This window comes from Oleiharenicola lentus (assembly GCF_004118375.1).
Classification (GTDB): Bacteria; Verrucomicrobiota; Verrucomicrobiia; order Opitutales; family Opitutaceae; genus Lacunisphaera; species Lacunisphaera lenta.
On the sequence record NZ_SDHX01000002.1, the window covers coordinates 1,148,433 to 1,161,251 of the forward strand.

Sequence of the window (12,819 nt, forward strand, 5' to 3'; positions counted from 1 at the left end):
GGGCGGAGGGATTTCGCTCCAAATCTTGGCCCGGGCATGCACCGTGGCGCCCGACAATTCGCTTGGTGTGGGTCCACGCCGTCTGCCTGCCGGCGGATGCGCGGACCTTCGGCCCCATGAAACACCCTTACTACCCCGCCCTCGACGGTCTCCGCACGATCGCGGTTGGCATCGTCCTCTGCGCGCATGGCGGCGTGCCGTGGTTCCGCAGCGGCGGCGTGGGCGTGGACATTTTCTTTGTCCTGAGCGGATTCCTCATCACGACCATCCTCAGCACGGAACGGCAGCGGACGGGCGCGATCGCCTTCCGGAATTTCTACGCCCGGCGCTTCCTGCGGCTGGCCCCGGCGCTGGTCCTCACCTGCGCCGTGGTGGCGGTGGCGAAGCCGGCGTTCGGCGAACCGTTTCCCGGCACGGACATCGCCTTCGCGCTGAGCTACACGGCGAACTGGGTGCAGGCGCTCTACCACTACCACCTCACGTGGCTGAACCACTGCTGGTCGCTGGCCATCGAGGAGCAGTTCTACCTGATCTGGCCGCTGGTCATCCTCGGGGTGGAACGGATCGGACGCTCGCCGGCGGCCAAGGCCGGGCTCCTGCTCGGCGGGGCGGCCGTCATCGCGGTTTACCGCGCGTGGCACGTCGGCGTCTGGACGGATGAGCGGATCAACTTCGGCCTCGATACGCGCATGGACTCGCTCATGACCGGCGCGGCGCTGGCGTATGCGGTGCAGGCGTGGCGCAACGCTCCCGGGGGAACCGGCGCTCCGCGCGGGTTGGCCTGGGTCAGCCCCGTCCTCGGCCGGGTCCTCGCGCCGCTCGCGCTCGTGACGCTGTTTCTGATCCCCAACATCGTGACGTGGTATAGCCCGTGGATGGGCTGGATCGGCTACGTGCTGGTGGCCGGCCTGGCGGCGACGGTGCTGGCGGACCTCGTGTTGGGCCGGCACTCGCTGCTGGCGCCGGTGCTGGCGACGCGGCCGATGGTGTTTGTCGGGAAGATTTCCTACGGGCTCTACCTCCTGCACCTGCCGGTGTATTTCGCCGTGGAGAAACTCATCCCCGAGGCCCCGCTGGCGGTGCGCCTCGGCTGGAAGGTCAGCGTGAGCCTGGCCCTGGCCACCGCCTCGTATTTCTGGCTGGAGCGCCGCTTCCTGGCGCTGAAATCCAAGTTTGATGGGTAGCGCGGGTTAAATTGAACTGTAGCCGCGTTGGACCCCGCGGCCGCGGGAGACAACGTGGTCGTCCCCTGACCACGCTTTCGTCCCGCGGACGCGTGACTCAAGCGCGGCTACAGGTAAACCAAGCCGAAGCCGGCTTCGAGGCAGGGGACCCGCGGGGAATCAACGCCCCCCGCCCAGCCCAGAAAATCCTTGCGCGGCCTAAGGCAGATCGTAGGTTGCGCGACTTCCGTTGAGGGTCCCCATCGTCTAGCCCGGTCAGGACACCACCCTTTCACGGTGAGAACCGGGGTTCGAATCCCCGTGGGGACGCCAACGAAGAAACCCGCCGCAAGGCGGGTTTTTTCGTGGTCGGACCACGGGTGATGAGAACCCTTGGGTTCGACGACCGGAGCGAAGCGGAGGGAGAAGGGGCGCGGCCCAGCCGCGAGTGCGCAGCACCGGTGCCGGTTCGGCGGCACCGCCAATCCCCGTGGGGACGCCAACGGTAAAAGCCTCTCAACCTCCAAGTTGAGGGGCTTTTCCGTAAGCGCTTGGCGAGCATCGCCAAGTTCGAACCCCGGAGGGGTTTGTGGAGGCCGTAGGCCGGAACGGACGAGGCCCAGCCTCGGTCGCGAAGCGATGCCGCCCTCGCGGCACCAATCCCCGTGGGGACGCCAACGGTAAAAGCCTCTCAACCTCCAGGTTGAGGGGCTTTTCCGTTTGGCGCCTGAAGCTAGGCTTCAGGTTCGAACCCTTGGGTTCGACGTAGCAACGGTTCAGGCGAGCCCCAGGCGCTCGCGGCGCTCGCCGAGAAGGGCCAGATAACGGTCCTTCATTTCCGCCGACAGGAAGCTGTTCATGATCCGGTCCGGCCAGGCGGAGCTGGCGGCGGCGAAACGTTTCCTGGCCTGGTCAACCTGGGCCGCGGTGAGACCCAGGCGTTCGCCGGCGAGGTAACCCCAGAACAGCTTCGCCTGCAGGTTGGACTTCCTGCCCTGCAGGGGCAGGGCGAGTTCCTCCCGGTTCTTGGGATTGGAAATCGTCGAATTGAGCAGGTCGTAGGCGGGGGCGAGCTCCACCTTGTCATCGCGGGTGATGAGCGACCAGTTCTTCAGGTGCATGTCCTCGTTGCCGGTGAGAAAGGCAAAGAGGAGTCGGTCGAGAAACTTCCGGCGCTCCAGCACGGGGAAGGTGCAAAAACGATCGATCACCTCGATCAGGTGCTCGGTGCTGGAGTCGTATTTGGTGTCACGACTCGCGCCGCTTAACTGCGCGAAATCCTCCACCGGCAACTTGTCCCAACCCTGGCGGTCGAAGCGCCGGATAAAGTACGAGCGCGTGGCATCGGCGTTGAGCAGGAGACCATGAACCGGAACCTCGATGCCGACCGTTTCGGCCAGCGACATGGTGAGAGCCTCGTTCTCGGGGAGCTCCGGATAGATCATGTGCGGCGGCTTGACGATGAAGCGCCCGCCGTGGTCGACCACGGCCATCCGCCCTTCAGGGACCTTGAGCACGGTGCTGACCTTGGGCTGCATGCCCTGAATGGACATTTTCGACGCCCGCGCGGCCGCCTCGGCAATGAGCTGCTCGCGCGTGTGGGGAAGAGGGGTCAGGGCGGCGAGCCGCCGATCGAGCAGGCGCAGCCCGGCTGGTGAATACGGACCGGGCCCGGCCCAGGGCTCGCTGGTGATCAGACACCTCATTCGGCTGCCTCAATCCTGAGTGAACCGACCACGTCGCGGCCGACGGCGAGCAACTGACCAAAGAGGTCGCCCTTATCGAGCTTGCGCTGCCTGAGGAGGGCATCGAGCTGCCCGCCCTCGGGCAACAATCCCTCGAAGGGGGCGGGAAAGCCCTCGAATTCCCACACCCGGGTCTTCGTTGGCATGGTGAGGGAGACGGGTTCCCCCTGGTATCCCTCGTCGTAGGTGAAACGAAACTTGCCGGAGTCGAGTGACACGAGCAGTCCGGCGAGCTGACGTTTTTGGTAGATGCGGGCCGTTCTCATACCGGTGTGCGCGCCTCCGCCACTGCTGATGAATCAGGTGATGATGATGCCGATGCCGTCGGTGACGATGAAGCGGATGCCATGGCCTCACGCTCAAGCAGGGGGCTGCGCCATTCAGCCGTGATGTTGAGCACCCTGAAGATCTTTAGCAGGGTATCCCATTGCACAGACTCCTTGCCGTTCTCGATATCCCAGATGACCGTCTTGCCCACTCCAGCCAAACTCGCGAGCCCAGCCTGAGAAAGGCCTGCCTTCTTGCGGTGCTTCTGGATGAGTTCTGCGACCGAGGTCATATTACCGTTATGGCAGTATAATCGCACATAAAATGCTAAACTCAATATAGAAAGATATGATTTGTAGATAATAATACCGCTTAGGCGGTAATATTGGATTAATTCTGAACTATCCTGAACAAAGCGCAGAAATCATGACTAAATTTACTGCCTTAGCGGCATATTTCGTCGGTTTTCTATGAACTAAGGAATGCTCACGTAGCAGAGCAAAGATCCTTTGCAGCCCCATGTCATCGGAAGCCACAGGGGGGCAGCTACCACACGGGACCTACCAGCCCGCGCGGAGCGCCGGCTCCACCCCCGATCCAAGCTCGCCCTCCGCGATCTCTGCGGTCTCCGCGTTTAGAAATCCGATTCCTTCGTGTCTTGGTGTCTTTGTGGTGCCATCGGCTCGATGCCTTGATCGCCAAACGGCCGGTGCGGAGACCGGCCCTCCAAGAAAATCGAATCGGCCGCGCGGGAGCTTGGCCCTCCGAGTGTGAATCGCTGGATCCTTCTCCCGCTCCGCGGGATCAGGACGCCGATCGGATTCCGATCGGCGCTTTACGCGGAAAACGGGCGCGGGCTTGGGCTACTGTCTGAATCGTGCGGTGGTTGTCGGCACCGGGTCGCTCCCCCGACCCTCCGCCCCACCCCATGGTCCCCTCCCCGTCCGCCTCCGCGGCTGCGCCGATCGTCGCCCGCGCGGGCACGCTCCACTACACCCGCGGCAACCTCTTCGCCATCTTCGCCTGGCTCCTCGGCGCGGAGGTCGTGTTCGTGCTCATCGACATCATCGAGCCGCAGGTCCTGCCCGTCCTCCTGAAACTCCACGGCGCGACCGACACGCAGATCGCGATCATCATCGGCTCGGTCAACGCGGTGCTCCAGCTCCTCATCATGCCACCGCTGGGCTACTGGAGCGACCGGCTGCGCACGCGCTGGGGCCGCCGCATCCCGGTCCTGTTCTGGGTCACTCCGTTCGTCACGCTCTTCCTCGCGCTGACGCCGTTCTCGCCGGAAATCGCGGCCTGGCTCGCCGGCATTCCCGTCCTCAACCAGTGGCTGCACCTCCTGCCGCTGGCGCCGGTGATCTCCGTCTTCGCTGTGCTGGTGATCCTGTACCGCACGGTCCAGACGGCGACCAACGTCTGTTTCTTCGGCCTGCTGCGCGACGTGGTGCCCGACACGCACATGGGCCGCTTTCTCGCCCTGTTCCGGGTCTTCGGCGCGGCGGGCACGGCCATCGTGAGCTACTGGCTGCTCGGGCTCACCGAGACGCACAGCAAACACATCTTCATCGGCATCGCGGTGCTCAATCTCGGGTGCTTCTCCCTGCTCTGCTGGTTCGTGCGCGAGGGCGAGTATCCGCCGGTGGAGCCCAACGCCGCCGGGGCGGGCGCCGGCCGCGCGGCGCGCCTCTGGGCCGCGACCAAGACTTTTTGCCGCGAATCCTACCGCCACCCGGTCTACCTGTGGTTCTACTTCGTGCGCGTCTGCCTCTACGGCGCCCTGCTCGGGCTGTCGCACTTCACCATCTTCTTCCCCCAGCACGAGCTGGGCATGGACCTGATGAAGATCGGCGCCTACCGCACCTACCCGCTCCTGGTCTGGATCGTGATCGCCTTCCCCGTGGGCTGGCTGGTGGACCGCAAGGGCGCCGTCGCGGTGCTGAAATGGGGCCTCATCATGATCACCCTCGGCTACGTGCTGACCTTCTTCCTCGCCACCGGGCCGCTCAGCTTCCTGGCGGGCAACATGATCTTCGGCGTGGCGTTCTGGGTCGTGATGATGGCCCAGCTCAAGCTGACCGCGGAGGTCTTCCACCCGCAGCGCTACAGCCAGCTGGCCGGCGCCAACACCATCGTGCAGTCGCTGATGATTGCCGTCGTCATCAGCCCCGTCTGCGGCTGGATCCTCGACGCCCTCAAGGGCTGGTCGCACACCCTCACGCTGCCCGGCGCGGGCGAGGTTGTGATCGGGCCCTACCGGCTCGTTTACCTGATGATGGGCGCGTGCTACCTGCTGGCGCTCTTCGGCCTGAACCGCGTCGGCCACCACATGCGCCAGCACACCGGCCCGGATGGGAAGTATCTGGCGCCGTTGTGAAGATTGCTGGGAATGTAGCCGCGTTGGAGCGCAGCGACAACGTGGTTCATCCCCGACCACGCTTTCGTCCCGCCAACGCGGGACTCAAGCGCGGCTACCTGAGCGGGAAGTAGCCGCCTTGGAGCGCAGCGACAAGGTGGTCAGAAGCCCGGTCAGTCCGGCAAAGCGTTCCAATAATTCCACCACGCATCACGAAATGTTGGCTGACGGGGATCCAGACCGGGCAAAGCGCGCACCAGAGAACCGGTGAAAGGCCACTCAGACGGTGTGGAGACAAGCCCGGCACGCACCGGATTCTCGCTGATATAATGGGCCAGCGCCGTGAAGGCGTCGGCCCCGGATTCATTGGTCCGCAAGACATGGTCGTAAGCCTGCTTTTGCAGACTGAAGGGATGGAGCTCCGCATTGAGGCGGCGTCGGACGGCGCGGCTCCAGAGGGTCTGGTCACTGGCTGGGTTCATGCCCGCGGAAAGCACATGAATGTGGTCCGGCATCAGGCAATAGGCGGGAACCGCCACGGCATAGCGTTCCGGATTAATCTCGAGGATTGAGCGAAACGCGGTGTGGAATTTCGGAGTCAACCAGCCGGTGCGCCGGCTGGCGATGCCCATGGTCCAGTGAATGAACCCGCGACCGCGATAGGCGTCTGGCAACAGGCGCGGAAGATGCCGTTGGGGAGCGAGGCTCACACCTGGATCGAGCCACGCTTTCGCCTTCGGCTCAAGCGCGGCTACACAGGAAAAGCGGAAGGTAGCCGCGTTGGAGCGTAGCGACAACGTGGTCGTCTCCGGACCACGCTTTCGCCCTTGGCTCAAGCGCGGCTACACCTGAACGCGAAGTAGCCGCCTTGGAGCGAAGTCCCTCGACAGGCTCGGGACCTTGAGCTTGTCGAAACGGCGACAATGTGGTCGGGAACGTGAAACGCATCTGAGGGCCACGCTTTCGTCCCGCAGACGCGGGACTCAAACGCGGCTACACCAAGTCCTCCATTCACCGAACGCTGTCCGGCAATCCGTCGCAGTCGCGGGTGCGGAGGGCGGTCACGCCGGTGAGCACCCATTCATCCTTGGAGGTCTGGCCGGGCAGGCGGACGCCGGCGAAGTCGGCGGCGCGCACGTCGTCGAGCTCGACCGCGGGGCGCGCGTCGCCGCGCTGCAGGTGCAGGCTGACGTCGCGCACCTGGATGCGCTCGGCGTGGCGCACGTAGAGCCCCCACGCGGGCAGCGGGCCGAACAGCATCGGTTCGGGATAATCGCGCACCATCTCCGGCACTTCGCGCGCGGCGTCGGCCGCGGTGCCACCGCCGCGGCTGTGCAGGCGGATGCCCGAGAGCCGGACGTCCGTCACCGGGTGGCCGGGCAGGCCGGCGATGAAGAGGCCGTGCTCGGGCGCCACGTCGGTGGCGACGACGTTGCTGATGGCGATGCGCGTGGCGGTGCCGGGCTGGGTGGCGCCGGGCGCGCGCAGGCGGCCGGCGAGGCGAATGAAGATCGGCGCGTTCATCACCTCGCGCATGGTGAGATTGGAGACGACGATGTCCTCCATGAATGAGCCGTCCACCTGCTCGAGGGCAAGGCCACGGCAGAAATCGAAGACACAGTTCGTGATGGCGATGTTGCGGAAGCCGCCGCTGGCCTCGGTGCCGAGCTTGATGCGGCCGATGGGGCCGCCGCGGTGCCGGATCACGCGCTCGCGCGTGCCGTCATAGAGCGTGCCCTCGGTGAAGCCGCTGACGAAGCAGTTGGTGACCGTGACGTTCTCCACCGGGCGGAGCACGCCGGCGCCGAAGGAAGACTTGATGCAGATGCCGTCGTCCCACGGCGAGTTGACGGAGCAGTTCGAGATGCGGACGTTGCAGCAGGCGTCGATGTCGATGCCGTCGCGGTTGGTGTCGATGAAGACGTTGTCCACCGTGACGTTGTCGCAGGCGGTCGCGAGGATCGCGAAGTGCCCCGCGTGCAGGATGGTGAGGTCCTGCACCGTGACGTGACGGCAGGCGCGCAAGCCGATCGCCTTGTTGCCGACGCCGGCGGGCAGCGTGTCCTTGGCGTGCGGGTAGCCGAAGGGCCCCGGCGTGAGCGGACCCGCGAAGGGCGCGAAGGCGCCGTCGGCCTCGAGCACGTCGGGCAGGTGGCCGGGGGGCTGCGGGGCAACCTGGCCGACGGGCAGCGCGATGCGGCCGTTGCCGCGGCTGAGCCCGCGGCCGTAGATCACGCCCGGGCCGCGCAACGTGACGTGCTCGAGGTTTTCGCCCCAGAGGAGACTGTTGCGGAAACGCGAGTGGCCGAAATCCTGGAACTGGTTGGGCGGGCCGTCCTCCGGCGCATCGTAGCCACCGGGCTGCCCGGGCGGCGGCGGATCGGCGGCGATGAGCGTCGCGCCGGCCCGCAGTTCCAGCGTGATCCGGCTCTGCAACCGGACCGAGTGGCTGAGGTAGTCGCCGGCCGGGAGAAACACCGTGCCGCCGCCGGCCGCAGAGGCGGCGGCGATGGCGCGGTTGAGCGCGGCGGTGTCGAGCGTCCGCCCGTCGCCGACGGCGCCGTAACGGCGCACGTCGAACTCGGGCGGAGCGGACGACCGCTCCGCCGCGGCTGGAACCGGAGGATTCACGCAGACGGGCGGCTTACCAGTTGATCGTGGTCGTCAGGCGCAGGTTGCGCCCGGGCATGGCGGTGATGCCCGTGCCGGTGACACGGCCGCCGGCGACCGAGATGTAGTGTTTCTCGTCGAGGACGTTGTCGATGACGAGGCGGGTGTGGTAGCGCTCGTTCCAGCGGTAGGAGAAGCCGAGGGTCGTGGTGTACTGGGGCTTCAGGTAGAAACTGACCTGCTTGACCACGTTGAGCTGGGTGAAGTTGCCGTCGGGGATGTCGCCGGCGCGGCGGCCGTTATAGACGATGCCGCCGTTGATCGCGAGGCCCTTGAGGGAACCCTCGGCGATGCGGTAGTTGGCGAGGAAGGTCGCGTTCTCGTCGGCCACGGCGCGGACCTTGCGGCCGAGGGCGTCGCGCATCTTGAGGTGCGACCAGGTGGCGATGAGCGACAGGTTGTCGGTGACGCTGCCCATGACCTCGAGCTCGTAGCCCTTGTTGCTCAGGTCGGAGACGAGCGTCTGCGGCTGGGTCGGGTCGGTCTGGTAGGCGGGGTTCGGGACGGTGACGTTGGTCTGCGCGATCTCAAAGTAGGCGAGGTTGACGGAGAGCTTCCGGTTGAGGAACTCGGACTTCACGCCGATCTCGTCCTGTTCGCCGGAGCGCCAGAGCGGCTGGTTGTTGGCGATGACGGGCGAGGCGTTGATGGAGCGGCTGGCGTACAGCGAGACGTTCTCCCGGATCTTGTAGAGCGCGCTGAGGTTCCAGAGGTTCTTGTCGTCATCGAGGACGGCGGGCGTGGCGCCGGTCAGGACGTTGGCGCCGACGGTCTTGGTCGAGTAGCGCAGCAGGCCGCCGGTGAGGTAGAGGCGGTTGTCGAAGAAACCGAACCGCTGGTTCACGTAGAGCTGCGTGTTGGCGTAGCTGTTGCGGTTGAAGAACGAGAAGGTCGCGCCGTAGGTCGGGTAGAACTCGCGGTCCGGCTGGCTGAGGTCGATGCCGGGCATGGTGCCGGTGCGGCCGCGGCCGTAGGCGAGCTGACGGGAGTAGCCGAAGCCGGCGACGGTCTGCGAACTCGTGTTGCCGAGCATCGTGTTATAGACGAGATCGGTCTGGAAGTTGAACGTGCGGCGGCGGGTGTCCTGACGGTCGCCGCGGTTCGGGATGTTGCCCGGGTTGAAGAACGGCGAGAACGTCGGCACATAGCGGTTGGTCGTGGCGTTGTGCGGCAGCGCGGTGTTCTGCAGGGCCCAGGTGCTGTCCTGGGTCAGCTCGCCGGTGTAGGGGTTGTAGCGGTTGCTCAGGCCGGGCGTGGAGAGGAAGTTCTGGTCGGAATCCTCGTAGTAGTAGCGGCCGTTGGCGGCGACGCGGAGGTTGAGCTTCTCGCTGAGCTGCGAGGTGAGCGTCGCGAACACGTCGGCGCTGTGGGTCTCGACGTGGCTCCAGTCCTGGATGCCGTTGTTCGTCTTGGGATTGATGCCGGGGGCGAAGTAGGGGTCCTTGGTGGCGGCGGTGACGTCGGGATGGATGATCAGCAACGGCTCGCGGGACAGCCACTGCTCGGCGCCGATGACCTTCAGGGTCAGGAGGGTCTTGTCGCTGAGGCGCCAGGCGAACATGGGCGCGAGGGTGCGGTTGCGGACGTAGGAGTCATCCCAGTAGCGGTCGGAGTCCTGCGCCGAATGCACGAGGCGGTAGGCGAACTTGCCGCCGTCGCCAAGCGGGCCGGCCAGATCCAGCATGTATTTCTGCGCGTCGAACAGACCGACGGTGGCGAGGAAGGAGCGCTGCTGCTTGAAGGTCGGCGACTTCGTGATGATGTTGAGCGAGCCGCCGGGCGCACCGGCGGGCGAGAGGATGGCGTTGGGGCCCTTGCTCACCTCGATGCGGTCGATGACGGACTCGACGATGTTGTCGGCGTCGGCCGACTGGAGAAAGTTGTCCACCGTGCGGGCGCCATTCTGGGTCTCGAAGCCGCGGATGATCATGCGGTCCTGGAACTGCACGCCGCGGCCCTCCTGCACGCCGGCGACGTAGCGGGTGACGTCGAAGACGCGCGTCGGCCCGAGATCGTCCATCATGTCGCGCGTGATGACCGAGATGGAGCTGGCCGTGTCGAGCAAGGGGGCGCGGACGCGCACCGCCGAGATGGCCTCGCCGGCGTGGTAGCGGTCGGCCGACTCGGCGCTCACGGTGAACGGGGAGAGCACCACGACTTCGTCATTGTTCGCGGCGGGGGCGGCGGTCTGGGCCGCCAGCGGGGCGGCCGGAAGGACGGACAACAGGGCGAGCGCGGAGAGCGCCGGCGTCAGGGAACGGCGAGCCGTGGCTCGCGTGGGATGCAGCTGGTTCATGGTGGGGTGGGATCAGGGGTTGGCCGGCGGGGCGGGCGGCGGAGCCGCACGCGGGACACCGGCAATCGCCTGGGTAAGGGGCGATGCCGGCACAGTGCAGCGCATGCGCCCGCGGCCAAGTGCGCCGGAACTTTCCACGTAAAATGAATTGCGCCGTTTCGGCCCCGCGCGCACGGTGCGCGCATGGCCTCACCCCGCGCCGCGTCCAATCCTCCCACCCTGCGGGAAATCGCCCGGCGCGCCGGCGTCAGCCACACCACGGTCTCGCTCGCCCTGCGCAACCACCCCTCGATCCCCGAGGAAACCCGCGAGCGCATGCGCCGCCTCGCCGACGAGCTGGGCTACCGTTCCAACGTGCTCGTCTCGGCGCTCATGAGCCAGGTGCGCCTCAAGCAGCACAAGTCCGGCCCCGAGGTCGTCGGATTTCTCACCGGCGGACCCGCACCCGACGAGTGGAAGCACCACTCCGCGAGCGTGGGTTTCTACGAGGGCGCCCGGAAACGCGCGCAGCAGCTCGGCATGCGGCTCGAGCCCTTCTGGCTCGGCCCGGGCGGGGCGCAGGCCGCCGCCACCTCGCGCATGCTGCAGGCGCGCGCCATCCGCGGGAACCTGATCACGCCCTTCGCCGTGCCCGTCTATGACCACGAGCTCGACTGGGGTCATCTGATCTGCGTCGGCCTCGGCTACGTGTACAACCACCTCGCGTTGCACCGGGCCACGCACAACCACTTCCGCGGCGCGACCCTCGCCTTCGAGCGGCTGCACCAACTCGGCTACCGCCGCATCGGCCTCATGCTCGATCAGGACCAGAACCGGCGCGTCAACTACGGCTGGCTTGGCGGCTATCTCGCGGCACAAAGCACGCTCGGCACCGTGCGGCTCGAACCGCTCCTCACCGCTCGCGGCGAAGAGGCGGCCGCGCTGAAGACCTGGTTGCGGACGGCCAAGCCCGACGCCGTCATTGGTTTCGGCCCGAAGCAGTTCCTCGCGCTCGAAGCGGCCGGTCGCCGCATCCCGCAGGACCTGGCCTTCGCCGCGCTCGACGTCGAGCAGACCAACCTCGACCACGTCGAGGAGGTCACCGGCATCAACCAGAACCTCACGCTCATCGGCGCCACGGCCATCGACATCCTCGCCAGCCAGCTCTACCACAACGAGCAGGGCCTGCCGCAGCGCCCCGTTTACTCCATGATCGAGGGCTATTGGGTGCCCGGGCGGACGGCGCCGGCGAAACGCGGCGGGTGAGCCGATAATCGCCTTTGCCTTTCGCAGCGGGTCCGTGCGATGAATTCAGCTTCATGAATTTTGCCGAGATCAAAGCCGCCCTCCCCCAGACCGCCGTCACCACCATCGACGGCCTGCCCTTCCCCAAGATCGCGTCGGGTAAGGTGCGCGAGATCTTCGACCTGGGCGACGCCCTGCTCCTCACGGCCACCGACCGGCTCTCGGCCTTCGACGTGATTCTGCCCGACGGCATCCCGGGCAAGGGCGCCATCCTCACGCAAATGAGCCACTGGTGGTTCGCCCAGACCAGCCACCTGATCCCCAACCACCTCCTGCCCGACCAGGCCGGTGAGTTTGCCCGCCGCGGGATTACCAGCCGCGACCTCCAGCTGCGCAGCATGATCGTGCGCAAGCTGAAGCCGCTCACCATCGAGTGCGTCGCCCGCGGCTACCTGATCGGCAGCGGTTGGTCCTCCTACCAGAAGACAGGCGAGGTGTGCGGCATCAAGCTGCCCGCCGGTCTGCGCCAGGCCGACAAGCTCCCCTCGCCCATCTTCACGCCCACGACCAAGGCGCCCAAGGGCCAGCACGACGAGCCGATCAACGACGCCCAGGGCGCAGCCGCCATCGGCGCCGCGCTCTACGAGAAGGTGAAGGCCATCAGTCTCCAGCTTTACACGTTCGGCCACGAGCGGGCGAAACAAGCCGGCATGATTCTGGCCGACACGAAGTTCGAGTTCGGCACCGACGCGGCCGGCAATCTCTTCCTCATCGACGAGGTGCTCACGCCCGACTCCTCGCGCTACTGGCCCGCCGCCGACTATCGGCCCGACTGTTCGCCCCCGAGCTACGACAAGCAGTTCGTGCGCGACCACCTGCTCGCCATCCAGTGGAACCAGACGCCCCCCGGCCCACGCCTCCCGGCCGACGTGATCACGCGCACGCAGGAAAAATACCTCGCCGCGCTGCAGAATTTGCTGGGCTGAACGGGCGGGCCAGATCGGTCGTTGTAGGGCGGGGTCTCCGTCACCCCGCCTCTGGATTCTTCGCTTCGCTGCCAATGAACTCCCCTGTTTGTCATCCTGAACGAAGTGA

General features: G+C 66.3%; 10 protein-coding genes and 1 tRNA gene. 5 read left to right on the forward strand and 6 right to left on the reverse strand.

Features of this window, described 5'->3' with window-relative positions; genetic code table 11:
* Positions 1-116: 116 nt before the first annotated feature.
* Entirely contained in the window at positions 117-1,184 is a 1,068-nt protein-coding gene (locus ESB00_RS18380) for an acyltransferase family protein (protein WP_129049562.1), read from the forward strand.
* Positions 1,185-1,419: 235 nt separating this feature from the next.
* Positions 1,420-1,496: transfer RNA gene (locus ESB00_RS18385), tRNA-Glu, on the forward strand.
* Between the two features lie 443 nt (positions 1,497-1,939).
* Here ESB00_RS18385 and ESB00_RS18390 read toward each other — a convergent pair.
* From ESB00_RS18390 to ESB00_RS18400, 3 genes are read right to left on the reverse strand one after another with little or no spacing between them, the layout of a single operon-like run.
* Positions 1,940-2,869, reverse strand: coding sequence for a HipA domain-containing protein (locus tag ESB00_RS18390; protein ID WP_129049564.1), 930 nt, complete (start codon positions 2,867-2,869; stop codon positions 1,940-1,942).
* A complete protein-coding gene (locus ESB00_RS18395; protein ID WP_129049566.1) occupies positions 2,866-3,174 on the reverse strand; it encodes a HipA N-terminal domain-containing protein in 309 nt (102 codons plus the stop codon). Before ESB00_RS18395 ends, ESB00_RS18390 begins: the two co-directional genes overlap by 4 nt.
* On the reverse strand, positions 3,171-3,467 hold the full coding sequence (locus ESB00_RS18400) for a helix-turn-helix domain-containing protein (protein WP_129049568.1): 297 nt from the start codon (positions 3,465-3,467) through the stop codon (positions 3,171-3,173). The genes ESB00_RS18395 and ESB00_RS18400 overlap by 4 nt, the downstream gene beginning before the upstream one ends.
* A gap of 636 nt (positions 3,468-4,103) precedes the next feature.
* Between ESB00_RS18400 and ESB00_RS18405 the strand changes: the two genes are divergently transcribed.
* On the forward strand, positions 4,104-5,555 hold the full coding sequence (locus tag ESB00_RS18405) for an MFS transporter (RefSeq protein WP_129049570.1): 1,452 nt from the start codon (positions 4,104-4,106) through the stop codon (positions 5,553-5,555).
* A 152-nt stretch (positions 5,556-5,707) separates the two neighbouring features.
* Here ESB00_RS18405 and ESB00_RS18410 read toward each other — a convergent pair whose 3' ends face one another.
* The 3 genes from ESB00_RS18410 to ESB00_RS18420 all read right to left on the reverse strand — a co-directional run bounded on the left by ESB00_RS18410 (position 5,708) and on the right by ESB00_RS18420 (position 10,500).
* Positions 5,708-6,166, reverse strand: a complete 459-nt coding sequence (locus ESB00_RS18410; RefSeq protein WP_129049572.1) for a hypothetical protein — start codon at positions 6,164-6,166, stop codon at positions 5,708-5,710.
* A 379-nt stretch (positions 6,167-6,545) separates the two neighbouring features.
* Positions 6,546-8,165 carry a rhamnogalacturonidase gene (locus tag ESB00_RS18415; RefSeq protein WP_129049574.1) on the reverse strand — a complete coding sequence of 540 codons (1,620 nt, stop codon included), beginning with the start codon at positions 8,163-8,165 and terminating at the stop codon, positions 6,546-6,548.
* Positions 8,166-8,178: 13 nt separating this feature from the next.
* Positions 8,179-10,500, reverse strand: coding sequence for a TonB-dependent siderophore receptor (locus tag ESB00_RS18420; RefSeq protein ID WP_129049576.1), 2,322 nt, complete (start codon positions 10,498-10,500; stop codon positions 8,179-8,181).
* 183 nt (positions 10,501-10,683) lie between these two features.
* Here ESB00_RS18420 and ESB00_RS18425 point away from each other — a divergent pair, with 183 nt between their 5' ends.
* Positions 10,684-11,745 carry a LacI family DNA-binding transcriptional regulator gene (locus ESB00_RS18425; protein WP_129049577.1) on the forward strand — a complete coding sequence of 354 codons (1,062 nt, stop codon included), beginning with the start codon at positions 10,684-10,686 and terminating at the stop codon, positions 11,743-11,745.
* Between the two features lie 53 nt (positions 11,746-11,798).
* The gene (locus tag ESB00_RS18430; protein WP_129049579.1) at positions 11,799-12,710 is read left to right on the forward strand and encodes a phosphoribosylaminoimidazolesuccinocarboxamide synthase; all 912 of its coding nucleotides are present in this window, start codon (positions 11,799-11,801) and stop codon (positions 12,708-12,710) included.
* Positions 12,711-12,819 lie beyond the last annotated feature (109 nt).

Coding starts and splice junctions, on each gene's coding strand:
- ESB00_RS18380 (WP_129049562.1), top strand. CDS start 117: ATGAAACACCCTTACTACCCCGCCCTCGACGGTCTCCGCACGATCGCG.
- ESB00_RS18390 (WP_129049564.1), bottom strand. CDS start 2,869: ATGAGGTGTCTGATCACCAGCGAGCCCTGGGCCGGGCCCGGTCCGTAT.
- ESB00_RS18395 (WP_129049566.1), bottom strand. CDS start 3,174: ATGAGAACGGCCCGCATCTACCAAAAACGTCAGCTCGCCGGACTGCTC.
- ESB00_RS18400 (WP_129049568.1), bottom strand. CDS start 3,467: ATGACCTCGGTCGCAGAACTCATCCAGAAGCACCGCAAGAAGGCAGGC.
- ESB00_RS18405 (WP_129049570.1), top strand. CDS start 4,104: ATGGTCCCCTCCCCGTCCGCCTCCGCGGCTGCGCCGATCGTCGCCCGC.
- ESB00_RS18410 (WP_129049572.1), bottom strand. CDS start 6,166: ATGGGCATCGCCAGCCGGCGCACCGGCTGGTTGACTCCGAAATTCCAC.
- ESB00_RS18420 (WP_129049576.1), bottom strand. CDS start 10,500: ATGAACCAGCTGCATCCCACGCGAGCCACGGCTCGCCGTTCCCTGACG.
- ESB00_RS18425 (WP_129049577.1), top strand. CDS start 10,684: ATGGCCTCACCCCGCGCCGCGTCCAATCCTCCCACCCTGCGGGAAATC.
- ESB00_RS18430 (WP_129049579.1), top strand. CDS start 11,799: ATGAATTTTGCCGAGATCAAAGCCGCCCTCCCCCAGACCGCCGTCACC.